This window comes from Gaoshiqia sediminis (genome assembly GCF_025907915.1).
GTDB lineage: Bacteria > Bacteroidota > Bacteroidia > Bacteroidales > Prolixibacteraceae > Gaoshiqia > Gaoshiqia sediminis.
In genome coordinates, this window is record NZ_JAPAAF010000002.1 from 109,798 (window position 1) to 124,937 (window position 15,140).

Annotated in this window: 8 protein-coding genes; all 8 read left to right on the plus strand. The window is 45.9% G+C overall.

What is annotated here, in order from left to right:
• Positions 1 to 317 precede the first annotated feature (317 nt).
• On the plus strand, positions 318 to 3,287 hold the full coding sequence (locus N2K84_RS02205) for a SusC/RagA family TonB-linked outer membrane protein (protein WP_282590131.1): 2,970 nt from the start codon (positions 318 to 320) through the stop codon (positions 3,285 to 3,287).
• A gap of 19 nt (positions 3,288 to 3,306) precedes the next feature.
• Entirely contained in the window at positions 3,307 to 4,872 is a 1,566-nt protein-coding gene (locus tag N2K84_RS02210; RefSeq protein ID WP_282590132.1) for a RagB/SusD family nutrient uptake outer membrane protein, read from the plus strand.
• Positions 4,873 to 4,891: 19 nt separating this feature from the next.
• On the plus strand, positions 4,892 to 5,980 hold the full coding sequence (locus tag N2K84_RS02215; RefSeq protein WP_282590133.1) for a SusF/SusE family carbohydrate-binding protein: 1,089 nt from the start codon (positions 4,892 to 4,894) through the stop codon (positions 5,978 to 5,980).
• A 2-nt stretch (positions 5,981 to 5,982) separates the two neighbouring features.
• Positions 5,983 to 8,016, plus strand: coding sequence for a SusE domain-containing protein (locus N2K84_RS02220; RefSeq protein ID WP_282590134.1), 2,034 nt, complete (start codon positions 5,983 to 5,985; stop codon positions 8,014 to 8,016).
• A gap of 66 nt (positions 8,017 to 8,082) precedes the next feature.
• Positions 8,083 to 10,848 (plus strand): alpha-amylase family glycosyl hydrolase, encoded by a 2,766-nt coding sequence (locus N2K84_RS02225; protein ID WP_282590135.1) that lies wholly within the window; start codon positions 8,083 to 8,085, stop codon positions 10,846 to 10,848.
• A 23-nt stretch (positions 10,849 to 10,871) separates the two neighbouring features.
• The gene (locus tag N2K84_RS02230) at positions 10,872 to 13,007 is read left to right on the plus strand and encodes a glycoside hydrolase family 97 protein (protein WP_282590136.1); all 2,136 of its coding nucleotides are present in this window, start codon (positions 10,872 to 10,874) and stop codon (positions 13,005 to 13,007) included.
• A gap of 96 nt (positions 13,008 to 13,103) precedes the next feature.
• On the plus strand, positions 13,104 to 13,583 hold the full coding sequence (locus tag N2K84_RS02235) for an SRPBCC family protein (protein ID WP_282590137.1): 480 nt from the start codon (positions 13,104 to 13,106) through the stop codon (positions 13,581 to 13,583).
• A 53-nt stretch (positions 13,584 to 13,636) separates the two neighbouring features.
• The gene (locus tag N2K84_RS02240; RefSeq protein ID WP_282590138.1) at positions 13,637 to 14,833 is read left to right on the plus strand and encodes a DUF438 domain-containing protein; all 1,197 of its coding nucleotides are present in this window, start codon (positions 13,637 to 13,639) and stop codon (positions 14,831 to 14,833) included.
• Positions 14,834 to 15,140 lie beyond the last annotated feature (307 nt).

Genomic DNA, 15,140 nt, shown 5'->3' on the forward strand with positions numbered 1-15,140 from the left:
TGTCTGCAATAATAAAAATAAATGTAAGAATTAATTCTGAATAGCGGGTGAAGGGTAGCGTGGAAACCTGTAAGAAACTAAACACACACCCACCAGTAACTACCTGTTTTGCAACATAATCGGTGCAAACGTCACCGCAAACGTTTGCGGTTCTGAAGATGTTAAAAAACGTAAAATGATGACAGGAAAAGCCATATCATTGCACCATCGGATAAAAAATATGGAGTAAAAATCGAGTAAAATGGATTGTAAATGATCTAAAAATCAATGTAAAACGTGATGACCTAATTGAATTCAAGAACTAATAACAAAGTAACATGAAGATTATTCGCAAAAACTTGAAAGTCCTGCTAATGGTCCTGGGAATAATGATAGCCCATACCGGCTTTGCCCAGGTAATTAGTTTAACCGGGAGGGTTACCGACAGTGCAACCGGCGAACCGCTTCCGGGCGTTACCGTTGTTGAAAAAGGGACCACCAATGGTACCATTACCAATTTCGACGGGGACTATACCCTATCGGTAGCTCGTGGTACCACCGTCCAGTTCTCCTACATCGGCTACAAAACCACCGAACATGTGGTTGGCCAAGCTACCACCTTCAACGTTGTCCTGGAAATCGATACCGAGCAGCTGGAAGAGGTGGTGGTGATTGGTTATGGCCAGATACGCAAAGAAGATGCAACCGGAGCTGTAGCCTCTGTTAGTTCATCTGATTTTAACCAGGGAGCAACCAGCTCACCACAAGACCTGATCCAAGGGAAAGTAGCCGGTGTGCTGATTCAAACAGAAGGTGGAGCACCTGGTTCTTCAGCCAAAATCCGGATTCGAGGGGGGTCTTCCATGTCAGCCAGTAACGATCCGTTAATTGTGATCGATGGCATGCCCATTGACAACCGTACCATTGACGGGATGAGCAACGTGTTAACCTCGATAAACCCGAATGATATTGCTTCATTCACGGTATTGAAAGATGCTTCTTCAACAGCAATTTACGGTTCCCGGGCTTCAAACGGGGTAATTCTTATCACCACGAAAGAAGGTAAGCAAAATCAGGATTTCCGGGTCGAACTGGAATCGAAAATGAATGTCAGCGAAATTAAAGAATACATTGATGTATTGGATGCTGACGAATTCAGAGCTTTGGTTAACGAACGGGCACAAGTAAGCAGCTCCGTTAATCCGGCGCTCATGGGCAATGCCAAAACCAACTGGCAAGACGAGATTTTTCAAACAGCCATCGGGCACGAACATAATTTAAGTGTATCGGGTGCTCTTGATAAAGTTCCATTCCGCGCATCAATCGGTTATACCGACCAGTTCGGTATTCTGAGAACTTCATCAATGGATCGTAAAACAGCAACCTTTAAGGTAAATCCAAGCTTACTTGACAATCACCTGAAATTAACAGCCGGGATCAAGTACATGAATGTTGGCAACCGCTTTGCTGAGCGTGGCGCCATTGGAAGCGCGCTTCGATTCGACCCAACCAAACCTGTTTTCAATAACACCGGTATTTACGGCGGTTATACCACCTGGTTGATGCCCGATGGATCGCGTAACGTAAACGGTACCCGTAACCCGGTAGCTCAATTGCAGCAACGTCATGATGAATCAGATGTTAACCGATACATCATTGATGCACAGGCAAATTACAAACTGCACTTCTTCCCAGATATCACCGCTACGTTGAAAGTTGGTTTAGACGAATCGGACAGTGATGGTTTTACCAATACCGATACTTCTGCTTCCTGGGTGCAAACAGCTTCCTCCGGCGTAAAACGAGACTATACCCAAAAACGTCGGAACAAGCTCTTTAACTTCTATTTAAACTACCAAAAAGACCTGCCGGAAATTGAAAGTAGATTGGACGCCATGGCCGGTTACGAATGGCAACATTTCTGGTCTAACGCTTCTGCTCATGAGGTTGATCGTTTCAACACCGTTATTGTTGACTCAAAAGACGAAACAGAAAACTACCTGGTGTCATTCTTCGGGAGGGCAAACTACTCGTACAAAGACAGGTACCTGTTAACTGCAACGGTAAGGGCTGACGGTTCTTCCCGCTTCCACAAGGACAACCGTTGGGGATACTATCCGTCAACAGCTTTGGGATGGCGCATTACTGAAGAACCATTCATGCAAGACCTGAAGGCTGTAAGTAATCTGAAGCTTCGTTTAGGATACGGACTCACAGGTCAACAGGAATTAAACAGCGGAGACTATCCTTATCTGGGCATTTATCGCTTGAGTGACTCGCGTACTCAATACATGTTGGGCAATCAATATTACACGCTTATTCGTCCGGATGGATATGACCAGAGCCTGGAATGGGAAAAAACAAAAACGTACAACGTTGGTCTTGATTTTGGTCTCTTCGACAACCGTTTAAGCGGAACTGTTGACTTTTACAAAAGAGATACAAAAGACTTGCTGAACACCATCCCGGTACCGGCAGGAACTAACTTTACAGATCGCTTGCTAACCAATGTGGGTGACTTGGAAAACGTAGGTATTGAATTGTCAATCAATGCAATACCGGTAAGTACCAAAGATTTGAGCTGGGAAGTTAGTTTCAACCTGACCCGCAATAGAAATAAGGTTACGAGACTTACCAACTACGACGATCCAAACTACAAAGGTGTCGATGTTGGAAATATTAGTGGTGTTGGTGTAGGTAATACGATTCAAAAACATGCTGTGGGCTATCCGCTGAATACGTTTTATGTTTACGAACAAGTGTATGATGCGAATAGCAAACCCATTGAAGGACTATACGTTGACCGAAACAATGACGGAACAATCAATGAAAACGACAAATACTATGCTGAATCACCGGCCCCGGATGTATTCATGGGACTTTCTTCCATGCTTTATTACAAAGATTTTGATTTTGGCTTCAACGCCCGGGCTTCAATTGGAGGTCAAATCTATAACAACGTAATTGTTGGCGCCCGTTATCAGGAACTGACGGTTAATGAGTATCTGACCAACATGCCTTCAGAAATCAATAATTCGAAGTTCACCACGGCACAGCAATACTCCGATTACTTCCTGGAAGATGCCTCATTCTTCCGGATGGACAATGTGACGCTGGGGTATAATTTCAAGAAGATGCTTAAAAAATCAGTTGGCATTGATCTTAACTTACGCTTGTACTCTTCTGTTCAAAATGTATTTGTCATAACCGACTACAGCGGATTGGATCCCGAAGTAAACGAAGGGATTGATAACGACATCTATCCTCGCCCACGAGTTTATTTGTTTGGACTTAGTGCAAGCTTTTAATCAATAAACCATTACAATCATGAATACAAAATATAGCATAAAATATCGCGCAATCGCAATGCTGATGCTTCTCTTTGCCTTGGGCTCATGCGTCAACGATTTGGACACTGTGCCTCTTGACGAAGATTTGCTGACCGCGGATAAACTGACGGACGATGCCTCCTACAAAGGAATGCTGGCTAAATGTTATGCAGCCTTTGTGGTTGGCGGACAAACAGGAGTTGACGGAGAACCTGATATTAGCAGTATTGACGGTGGGTTCTCATCTTACTTACGTCAGCTTTGGAACCACCAGGAATTAACTACCGACGAGGCTATTTGTGCCTGGAACGATGGAAACCTGCGTGACTTACACGATATGGACTGGACGGCATCCAACGAGTTTATAACGGCCATGTACTACCGTATCACCCTTGAAGTAGCCTATTGTAACAACCTGATTGCGCTGACAAAAGACCAGGACGAATTTGAAGCGTACAATACTGAAGCTCGCTTTTTAAGGGCGCTGGCTTACTGGCATTTGCTTGATATGTTTGGTACGGGGCCTTTTGTTACTGAAGAAGATCCGGTAGGTTCTTTCTTCTTCCCGGAACAAGCCACTGCACAACAGCTGTTTGATTACATCGAATCGGAACTCAAAGCAATTGAAAACGAGCTGCCGGCTCCGCGCACCAACGAATACGGACGGGCTGACCAGGCTGCTGCCTGGATGGTTCTATCCAAACTGTACTTAAATGCAGACACGTATATTGGCACACCAAAATACACGGAATGTATCACTTACACCCAAAAGGTAATTAACGGAGGGTATAGCCTGGAGCCGAATTACGAGTATCTTTTCCTGGCTGATAATAACCTGCGTGGCCATGAAATCATTTTCCCGCTTGTATGTGACGGAGAACACACCCAAACCTGGGGTGGAATGACATTCCTGATCCACTCAACAGTAGGTGGCGATATGCCGGCCAGCGAATCTGGTATTGATGGTGGTTGGGGAGGAAACCGGACAACCAAATCATTCGCCAATCTTTTTGATGACATTACCGGCGAAACCGATAGCCGCGCTTTGATTTGGACAGAAGGCCAAAATTTTGAAATTGGAGATATTTTCAATTTCCGCGACGGTTATGCTTTACGTAAATTCCGTAACATAACTTCGGGTGGCGTGGTTGGCTCAAACCTGTCACATCCGGATACCGATTTCCCGCTGTTCAGATATGCTGATGCCTTGTTGATGTACGCTGAAGCCGTTGTTCGCGGAGGAACAGGTGGCGATATGGGAACAGCCGTAAACTATATCAACCAAATCAGGGAAAGAGCCTATGGCGATAATTCCGGCAATATTACAGAGACCGACCTTACGCTTCAGTTTTTACTGGATGAACGCGGACGCGAATTGTACTGGGAGTGCCACAGAAGAACCGACTTAAGACGTTTTGGCAAACTGGCTGGCGGAGAATACATCTGGCCTTGGAAAGGGGCTGTAGCTGCAGGAAAATCAATTGATGCAAAATACAATCTTTTCCCAATACCCGGCTCTGACATTAATGCCAATCCGAATTTAACGCAAACCACTGGTTATTAATCTTATTAATTAGATTACCATGAAAAAATTTAAATACCTGCTGATAGCATGCCTCACAATTACCTTGTTTTCGTGTGAGGATGATGATATCGTAAAATTAAATGATTCAGAGTATGTGCCTGCATCTAATATTCAGGGGTTTGGTACAACTTTGGACATATCAAAAGATAGAAAAACCGAAACCCTTACGGTTTCGTACACTCCTGCAACTTACGGAGTGAATATTGTTAAAACACACAAACTTCAATTTGCTGCTTCAGAGGACTTTGCCAACCCGACTACTTTTGATGTTGATGCATCAGATAATTCATTCTCTTTCTCGGTGGGCGCTTTTAATGAATTCCTTACGGAGTCATTGGAACTGCCGGTAGATGAAGAAGCTACGGTTTCAGCACGAATCATGACCTATTCGCTTAGTGGGGTTGATACGCTGTACTCAGCGGTAGTAAATTTTAAAACAACGCCCTACTTGGATATTCTTTTTGCTCCAAATACCTTCTACTTGTTTGGTGACGGCGTAGGACGCATCGCACAAAACAATAAGCTTAAATTCAACAAAGTTCACAGCGAACCGGATGATTCCTGGACAATCGTATGGATGGAAGCTACCGGAACCTTTAAATTGTGTTCTGATGTTAACTACAAAGGTGTTATTGGTAAAATTGGAGATCCCGTTAACGGCGAATACACTTTGGGAACAGTTGATAACAGAGGTGAAGATATACCTGTACCCGGAACGGCTGGCTATTACACCGTTGGTGTAAACCTGGCAACCAATAAGCTGTTGATTGAACCTGCCAATATTTATATCACCGGACCGAATGTTAATGCATGGCCTGTTAGTTCTGTTACCGAAGAGAACAGATTTAAGCTGGATGCTGCAAACAAGACGATGTATTTGACCAAAAGCCTTTTGGGTGGCGAACTAAGGCTTCATGTAACCCATCCGTATATTTCCGCTGCTGACTGGTGGCATGCCGAATTCATATTCCTTAATGGAAAGATTGCATACCGGGAAGATGGCGGTGATCAGGAAAGGGTTAATATCAGTGGAGGAGAACAAACCATTGAGCTTGACTTCATTAATCAAACTGCTAAAATTAAATAGAAATGAAAAATATAAGCTATTTTCTAATGCTGATACTGGCGGTTTTTGCATTCTCCTGCGAAGAGGATTTTATGACTCCGCCGGTCAAAACACCTGTTGAAGGCACTGCCCCGGTATGGGTCAATCAACCTTCATCAGATATTGACACCGTTCTTTTTAAACGAAACGAAGATGGAGCCTTACTTTCACTAAGTTGGACAGCTCCGGTTTATGCTGATAACATTGGCGTTCGTTATTTCCTGCAACTGGATACTAAAGGCACTAATTTTGCGAATCCAATCGAATTTGACCGGATTGCTGCAACAGAAATGACCGTGACCATCGGTCAGCTAAACGCTGCTTTGATGAAGCGGTACAATCCTGCTGAAAAGGTAGAGATCGAAATTCGTATTCGTGCTGCTTCAAATGAACATTTGGCGGATCTGTACACCGAACCGTTTTCCATGAAAGTAACACCTTACCTGGATGTTCCTGTTCCTTCTGCATTCTATATGATGGGAACAGCAACCGAAGTCGGTTTTACCAGTTCTGATGCTTTGCCCACCCTGAAAGATGGCGATGTGTTCTACAAATACCTGAAACTAACCACAGACGGTGCATTCCGCTTCTCGGATGCACAGTCCGACGGCGGGTTTGCATACAACTATGGTAAGTTTGCCACAGTATCTTCAAACATTGAAGAGGCAGGTGATGAAGATGGCAACTTTAAATTTACCGGTGAAACAGGTTGGTACGAGGTAAAAGCTGACTTCACAAATAGTGAGTTAACCATTGCTCCTTTCCAGGTTGGATCAACCACCTACACTTTCGATCCCGCTGAAGTTTACCTGGTTGGCGACTATACAGATACCGTAGCTGCCTGGAGTCCTGAGAACTCGCCGGCGATGATCAAAAAGTCGGAAGGGGTTTACACGATTGAAACAGCCATTAAAGACGGCGCGATGCTCAAATTTGTTGGCCAGCAAAGCTGGGGCGACCTTGACTGGGGCAACCTGGGTGGCGATGGTTCCGAAGGCATCGTTGGCCCAAAAGGCAAAAACGGCAACATTACTTTTGATGGTGGCGATAAGACTTATATTGTAACCCTGGATCTTAACAAAGGTGCGTATATGATTGAAGAGGCTGCTATATACCTTGTAGGTGATGCGACAGAAGCCGGTTGGGATATTGCTAATGCAATTGAACTAAAATGGCGCTCGGGTCATAATGCTTACATTGGGTATATTCCATTAAAGAGTGGTCATTTTAAATTCTTCCCGGCAAAAGGTAGTTGGGATAATGGCATGGGTAGAATTACGGATTCAGAAGATCCTAAAGGTGGTTTATTAGGAGGAGAAAACAAGGATATTCCTAGTACAAACACAACTTCTGATTTCAAATTGTATAGAATTGCTGTTTGGTACGACACAGATGCCAGCTCCTACAAGTACTCTGTTTTAGATGCTGAGATGGTTCTTGTCGGAGATGCTACACCTGCTGGCTGGTCCATCGACAATGGATTTAATATGGTCTATGCAGGAGAAGGTAAATGGGTAACATACGCTGACATGAATGCCTCAGGAGGATTTAAATTCTTCTATGAAACCGGAAACTGGAACTCAGGCTATAAAGAGTATGATGCAGTAAACAAACCAGGTGAATTATCTCTTGAAGGTGGAGATCCAAATATTTCAACTCCGGGAGAAGGGTATTATAAGTTAACAATTGACACTTATAATATGAGTTACACCAAAGAACTCATTGCAACCAGAAAGATGTATCTGGTTGGTTCTCCTAATGGATGGAACATAAATGAAGGGATTGAACTGATCTGGGATGCTACGAACAACGAATGGACTCTTACCATTGATCTTACAGCTGACGATGCATTCAAAATCTTTGCTGAAGCAGGCAATTGGGATAGTGGATTTAAGTTCAAATACGAAATGCTTAGCTTTGAAGGAGGAGATCCGAACATGTCAACTCCGGAAGGTGCAGGAAATTACACAATCAAATTTAGCTTAGCTAAACGGACTTTAACCTTTACTAAAAACTAACCTTATTTTAATGCTCTCAGGGGGTGCCCGTAATTGGGCAACCCCTTTTTCACTAAATAGAATGCCATGGCAAACAAGTTTCTTCTTTTTATATTTTTTCAACTTCTTTTGCTGCTTGGCTATGGCCAGGTTACCACCACACCGTCTTTTGCTGTTGTTGATCAGCCGGTAACCATCGCGTTTGATGCCACCCAGGGAACAGCCGGGCTGCAAGATTATACAGGCGATGTATATGCACACACTGGTGTGATTACCGACCAAAGCACTTCGGGCGACGATTGGAAATATGTGCTAGCAGATTGGGAAGTGAATGTCGAGAAAGCGAAAATGACACGGATCTCGGCCAATATTTACCAACTTCAGATTTCGCCCGATATCCGTTCGTTTTACGGGTTGCCACAAGGCGAGACGATCAAGCAGATGGCTTTTGTTTTTCGAAGCGCCGACAGTTCTAAAGAGGGCAAAGCTACCGGTGGAAAGAACATCTACGTCACGGTTTACCAATCCGGGCTGAATGTGACTTTGTCATCCCCTGCCTCAGCTTCGATCTTTCAGAAAGACGAAACCATTCACGTGGAAGCGATGGCCTCAACCGTGGCTGATTTGTCGCTCACCTTAAACGAAACGGAACTTGTTTCGGCAAATTCAACCGAACTTGTTCATGATTTCAGTCTGACAGAAGCCGGAAATTACTGGCTCAAAATTACTGCTACGGCCGACGGGCAAACCGCCAAAGATTCGCTCTATTTTTCGGTTCGGAATGAAACCATAACCGAATCCCGCCCGGCCGGAATCCGCGATGGCATCAATTACATCGACGACCAAACCGTGACCTTGTCGCTGCTGGCGCCCGGAAAAAGCTTTGCACACGTAATCGGCGATTTTAACGATTGGTTGCCCAATGCTGACTACCAGATGAAACAGGATGGTGATCACTTTTGGCTGACCGTTTCGGGCCTGGAGCCGCAGCGTGAGTATGTATTTCAGTACCTGGTGGATGGCGAAATACGCATCGGCGATCCGTATAGCGACAAAGTGAGCGATCCTTATGACGATCATTACATTTCTTCAACCGCCTATCCAAACCTGATCAGCTATCCGGCCGGAAAAACCGAAGGACGGGCCTCTGTACTGCAAACCGCGCAGGTTCCCTACACTTGGGAAACCACCAATTACACTCTTCCTGAAATTGAAAATTTGCATATCTATGAATTGCTGATCCGCGATTTCACGGCAGAGAAAACGTACAAGTCGATCCGGGAAAACCTGGATTATTTTGAACGGTTGGGCGTGAACACGCTGGAGTTTATGCCCTTCAGCGAGTTTGAAGGAAACAGCAGCTGGGGCTACAACCCGAACTACTATTTTGCGCCCGACAAAGCCTACGGGACCAAAAACGACTTAAAGGAACTGATCGACTCGTGTCATCGTCGGGGTTTCGTGGTCATACAGGATATCGTGCTGAACCACGCCTATAATTCCAGTCCGATGGTGCAGCTCTACTGGGACGCGGCGAACAACCGCCCGGCAGCCAATAATCCGTGGTTCAACGTTACTTCGCCCAATCCGGTATTTGCCTGGGGATCTGATTTTGACCACGATAGCCCCTTCACCCAAGCCTTTGTGGACAGTGTAACCAGTTATTGGCTCACCGAATATAAAGTGGATGGTTTCCGCTTCGATTTTACCAAAGGCTTCACCAATACTCCGGGTGACGGAAGCGCTTATGATGCTGCGCGCATTGCCATTCTGCAGCGGATGGCCGACCATATCTGGTCGGTAAAACCCGAGGCCATCATCATCCTGGAACATTTTGCCGACAATGCAGAAGAGAAAATCCTGACCAGTTACCAAAACGGGATGCTGGTTTGGGGAAATGCCAACTTTAATTTCAACGAAGCCACAATGGGCTTCAACGAAAGCGGGAAATCCGATTTTTCGTGGGCCTCCTGGCAAAAGCGCGGATTTACCAAACCCGGCTTGGTGGCCTACATGGAAAGCCACGACGAGGAACGGTTGATGTATAAAAACCTGACCTATGGTAATGTTTCGGGAAGCTACAACATTAAAAACCTCACTACCGCGCTGAAGCGGAACGAAATGGCTACCGCCTTCTTTTTATGCCTCACCGGCCCGAAAATGATCTGGCAGTTTGTCGAATTTGGCTACGATGTGTCCATCGATTTTAACGGGCGTGTGGGCGAAAAACCGCTGAAGTGGGAGTATCTCGACGATGCCGACCGGATGAAACTGTTCGATGTGTATTCGGCCATGCTACGGTTGCGCGACCAGTTTCCGGTGTTCACCTCGGGGGTCGAAACGTTGAATCTGAACGACGAATTGAAAAGTATTCAATTGGCGATGGGTGACCATCATATCACGCTGATCGGCAACTTCGGGATGACCGTAAAAACCATTCAGGCGCCATTTCAGCACACCGGCACCTGGCACGAGTTTTTTACCGGAACCAGCTACAATGCTACTGCTACAAGCATGGCTCTAAGTTTGCAGCCTGGCGAGTACCGGCTCTATTCCGACCAGCCCCTGCCGGCTTTTAAAGACCTGGCCACCGAGGTGGAGGAACCGGTGTTACAACCTTCGTCCGACATGTTGTTGTACCCAAACCCGGCGAGCAGCCGGATTTCAATCTCTTGCCCTGACCGGATTACCGATTTGGCACTTTACAGCATGGATGGCCGTCTGGTGAAACAACTTAAAACCTCCGATCACGAGGTTGTTTTACCGATTGACCGGTTTCAGCAAGGTCTTTACATCATTCAGGCTAAAACCGAAAAAAACAGTTATACCCGAAAATTCATTAAATCAGAATAAATAACCTTTTAAAGATCAATTAAATGAAAAATGTTTTGCTCCTGATTGTGTTGTTTCTGCTGGCAGGGTTTGTGGAGGCTGAAGAGTTGGTTTCACCCAACGGAATGCAGAAACTCCAATTTGAAGTTGTTGACGGAAAGCCGGTTTATCAGTTATATTACAAAGGAAAAGCAGTAATTGCTGCCAGTAGCCTGGGACTGGATTTGAAAGATGAAGCCGATTTGTTGAATGGTTTTGAAATTGAAAAGACGGAACAAAGTACGTTTGACGAAAGCTGGAAACCCGTTTGGGGCGAAGTGAGCGAAATACGCAACCACTACAACGAATTGGCCGTGACCTTGCGCCAGACCGAAACCGACCGCCTGATGGTCGTACGCTTTCGTTTGTTTGACGATGGATTGGGCTTCCGTTACGAATTTCCCGAACAACCCAACCTGATTTATTTCGTCATTAAAGAAGAAAAAACACAGTTTGCCATGACCGGCAACCATACCGCGTGGTGGATCCCCGGCGATTACGACACCCAGGAATACAGCTACACCAAGTCGAAGCTTTCCGAAATTCGGGGACTGATGCAGCAGGCCGTCACGCCCAATGCTTCGCAAACTCCATCGTCGCCAACCGGAGTACAAACGGCCTTGATGCTGAAAACAGATGATGGCATTTACATCAACCTGCACGAAGCTGCCCTCATCAACTATGCTTGTATGCACCTCGACCTGGACGATCAAAATATGATCTTCACCACGCACCTGACTCCCGATTCACGAGGAGACAAAGGCTATATGCAGGCCCCCTGCACCTCGCCCTGGCGAACCATCATCGTATCTGACAAAGCGGGCGATATTTTGTTGTCTCACATCACCCTCAATCTGAACGAACCTTGCAAAATTGAAGACACTTCCTGGATAAAACCTATGAAATACATTGGCGTTTGGTGGGAAATGATTACAGGCAAAAGTTCGTGGGCGTATGCCGATCTCCCGAGCGTACAGTTGGGTGTAACCGATTATTCCAAAGTATCTCCCAACGGAAAACATGCTGCCAATACAGCTCATGTAAAAGAATACATCGATTTTGCGGCTTTGCATGGTTTTGACGGTGTGTTGGTGGAAGGTTGGAACGAAGGTTGGGAAGACTGGTTTGGCAAATCGAAAGATTATGTATTCGACTTTGTGACCCCCTACCCCGATTTTGATCTGGAGGAAATTCGCGATTATGCCAATGCGAAGGGAGTACAAATGATTATGCACCACGAAACATCGGGCTCGGTGCGCAATTACGAGCGGCACATGGACCAAGCCTATCAGTTTATGGTGGATCACGGCTATCCCGCTGTGAAAAGCGGCTACGTGGGCGACATCATTCCGCGTGGTGAAACGCATTACAGCCAGTACATCGTGAACCACTACCAGTATGCCATCGAAAAGGCTGCCGATTACAAGGTCATGGTCAATGCCCACGAGGCTGTTCGTCCTACCGGTATTTGCCGTACCTGGCCCAACCTGATTGGCAACGAATCGGCACGCGGCACCGAGTACGAAGCATTTGGAGGAAACACGCCCGACCACACCACCATTCTGCCGTTTACCCGCCAGATTGGAGGCCCAATGGACTACACACCCGGTATTTTTGAGCAAGACGTGAGCAAATACAATCCAGATAATAACTCGTGGGTGAATTCCACCATTGCCCGCCAGCTGGCGCTGTATGTTACCATGTACAGCCCGCTGCAAATGGCTGCCGATCTGCCCGAAACTTACAACAAGTACCTGGATGCGTTTCAGTTTATCAAAGACGTGCCGGTAGATTGGGACGACTCCAAGGTGCTGGAAGCCGAGCCCGGTGACTTTATTACCTATGCCCGGAAAGAAAAAGGCACTGACAACTGGTTTGTTGGCCGAACAAACGACGAAGAGGCACGAACCTCATCCATCAGTCTCGACTTTTTGCCCGAAGGCGCTGAATACGTGGCTACCATCTATGCCGACCGGAAAGATGCGCATTACCGCAACAATCCGAAGGCTTACCAAATCAACCGGTACGTGGTGACCAGCAAAACCAGGCTCGACCTGTTTTGCGCTCCCGGTGGCGGGTATGCTATTAGCCTGATCAAAGCCGATGCAGCAACTGACCTGAAAGGAATCAGGAAAAGATAAAATGGGATAAATAATGTTTAACCAATCACGCAAATATTTAAACAAATTCGCTTCCATGCTGTTTTATGGATAAAGCTTCAATTGAAGTGAAAAGCCATGATAACAATCAGAAAACATTCGGATATTTATACCCTCGAAGTGAAACAAGAACTCCCGGTCTCAATAGAAGAGGCCTGGGAGTTCTTTTCAAATCCTGCCAATCTCGCTAAAATTACTCCCGGGCACATGGGATTTCGGATCACTTCGGGAGATTCCTCAAAGATGTATCCCGGCCAGGTTATTTCCTATCGGGTTTCGCCTTTCCCCGGGTTCGGCACCAATTGGGTCACCGAAATAACACAAGTTGAGCCCTTAAAGTATTTTATCGATGAACAGCGATTCGGTCCGTACCGGATGTGGCATCACGAACATCGTTTTGAGAAATCAATTGGCGGAATCATTATGACCGACAAAGTAACCTACAAGCTACCTTTTGCGGTGCTGGGGCAATTTGCTCATTTCCTGTTTGTCAGGAAACAGCTGCGCCGGATTTTCGAATACCGTTACCAGATGCTCAGTTTGTTTTTTAACTCCTAACCCGTTTTTTGGGCTGAATGTCTTATCTTGGAGTGGATTTAAACTTCAGAAATATGTCAGCTTTTACCAATAACCAGGAGAAACGGGTGCAAGCTTTGGTGGACTTTGCCAAACAGATGATGACTACCAGCGATAAGGCCGCGCTTGTCAACGCACATCAGGAACTGATTCGTCAGGTGACACCCTCCGAGGTGATTGCCTTGTTTGATGTGTTGGTGGCCGAACGAAAAGACCTCCCGGAACTGAAAACCGTCACCAATAAAATCTTGCATTTGTTCCACAGTCCGCTCCTGGCTTATCCTGCGCTGAAACCGGCGGAAAACAGTTTTCTGGATGTTCTGGCCCGGAACAACCGGGAAATGGAAAGCTTGCTAAAATCGATGAAGCCGGACATCAAACAGCTGAATCTTGATCCGACGAATGATGAGGCCCGGAAAAGTTTGCTGGAAAAACTGGGAAGGCTCCAAGCTTTCGATTTGCATTACCAGATCAAAGAGAACGTGCTTTTCCCTGCCCTTGAAACCCATTGGCCCGATTACCGCTGCGTGCAGTTGATGTGGTCGTACCAGGATGACATCCGCCGGGAGATGAAAGCGCTTCGTGAGCAGCTGGAAGCGCCCGGGCTCGATGTGAGCCAGTTCAACCGGCTGGCCGGCGATCTTTTCTTTAACATGCTGGCCATTCGTTTCCGGGAAGAGCACATTCTTTTTCCACACATCCTCGAAACGATTCGGCCCGAGGTGATTCAGCAAATGTTTTCTGATAGTTCTGAAATAGGCTTTCCTTACGTTACAGCTGAAAAAATAGAACAAGTTGCTTCGTCTGCAGAAGCGGGAGGCGATTGGGTGAACCTGGAAACCGGCAATTTGAAAGCCGATCAGATCATCCGCATTTTCAACCACCTGCCGGTTGATATTACATTTGTGGACGAGCACGATACGGTACGGTATTTTTCAACACCGAAAAAACGCATTTTCCCCCGCACCAAGGCCATTATCGGGCGCAAAGTGCACAATTGCCACCCGCCCGAAAGCGTGCATGTAGTGGAAGAAATTGTGTCGGCCTTCCGCAACGGGAAAAAGGATGAGGCCAGCTTTTGGATCAATTTCAAAAACGAAAAAATCCTGATCCAGTATTTTGCTGTTCGCGATGAAGCAGGGGAGTATAAAGGAGTGATCGAAGTGACCCAGGAAATTAGCGGTATTCAGCAACTAACTGGCGAGAAACGGTTGTTGGACTGGGAAAAATAATCTCTTTATGGTAAATTAGCGAGAAACTAACTCTTGAAAATATGTCGAGCGCCGGACATGTAGCGGATATGATCGCCAGAATGAGGGTCAACCGCGAACTTTCCAAACGTAAAAATCCTTTTAAGAAAAAGGAAGAAGCCATTTATGAGCATAAACACATTGGTTTACGATTTCAGGAACCCACGGCTGAGCAGAAGAAAAGGACTTTTCTCTGGATAAAAAGGGAGAACCAACGTCAACTTTTGCTGGACCGGTGGATGATTATTCTCTATGTTCTTCTTTTTATTTTCTGTTTTGGCTGGTTTGT